The sequence below is a fragment of the Streptomyces swartbergensis genome (assembly GCF_002148965.1).
Taxonomy (GTDB): domain Bacteria; phylum Actinomycetota; class Actinomycetes; order Streptomycetales; family Streptomycetaceae; genus Streptomyces; species Streptomyces swartbergensis.
Genome location: NZ_NGFN01000733.1, coordinates 1 through 1,103, shown reverse-complemented (window position 1 = coordinate 1,103; position 1,103 = coordinate 1). Strand labels below are relative to the sequence as shown.

1 pseudogene is annotated in these 1,103 nt (G+C 66.2%); it reads left to right on the top strand.

Going from position 1 to position 1,103, the window contains the following annotated elements:
- Nucleotides 1-76 precede the first annotated feature (76 nt).
- Nucleotides 77-1,080 (top strand): annotated as a pseudogene (locus CA983_RS43960) (IS5 family transposase).
- Nucleotides 1,081-1,103 lie beyond the last annotated feature (23 nt).

Below are 1,103 nucleotides of genomic sequence, written 5' to 3'. Positions count from 1 at the left end.
CTAGGGCGTGTGTGAGGTCGTGATCAATCTCGGGTTCTGGCCCCGTGCGGGGGCGGGATGCGGTAGGACGCTGGGTGTGACACGTAGGCAACTCACAGACGAGCAGTGGGAGTTCATCGAGCCGTACCTGCCGATAGGCGAGTACGGTCCGTACCCCGAGCGGCTGCGGGAGCAGTTCGAGGGGGTGATCTGGCGGTTTCGGTCCAGCGCCCAGTGGCGCGAGATGCCCTCCGAGTTCGGACCGTGGGCGACCGTCTACGGGCGCTTTCGCGTCTGGCGGGACGCCGGGGTCTTCTCCGCTCTTCTGGAAGGCATGATCGCCGAGGCCGCCCGCCGGGGACAGACGGACTTATCCCTGGTTAGCGTGGACTCCACCATTGCCCGCGCCCACCACGACGCGGCCGGGATGCGCATCGGCAAGGGCGTCATGGACGCCCTTGAGGAAGCCGCCGCCGAGCAGGAGCGGGCCCGGCAAAAAGGGGCGGCACGCCAGAACAGAACGGACAGGACGGCAGGGACGAGTCCGAGCGGGAAGGGCGACGGCGTATCAGGCGACGGCGCAAGCTCCGCTTGAACCAAGCCCTGCTCGGTAGGTCCCGTGGTGGGCTGACGAGCAAGATTCATCTCGCCGCTGACCGCGAGTGCCGTCCGCTGTCACTCGTACTGACCGCAGGACAGGCCGCCGACAGCCCGCAGTTCGTCCCCGTGCTGCAGAAGATACGGGTGCGTCTGCCTGTCGGTCGGCCTCGAACCCGGCCCGACGCTGTTGCCGCGGACAAGGCCTACGCGTCCCGCGCTAACCGCTCTTACCTGCGGAAACGCAGCATCAAGGCAGTCATCCCGGAGAAGAAGGACCAGGCTGCCAACCGGAAGAGGAAAGGCCGCCGGGGCGGCCGCCCCACATGCCACGACGGCGATCTTTACAAGGAGCGGAACACCGTTGAGCGGCTCATCAACAAGTTGAAGGCCTGGCGGGGCATCGCCACTCGATACGACAAGACGCCCGAGAGCTACCTCGCCGGCCTCCACCTCCGTGCCTCGATGATCTGGATCAACGACCTCCTGAAGGCAACTGGCTGATCACAACATCACACACACCCTAG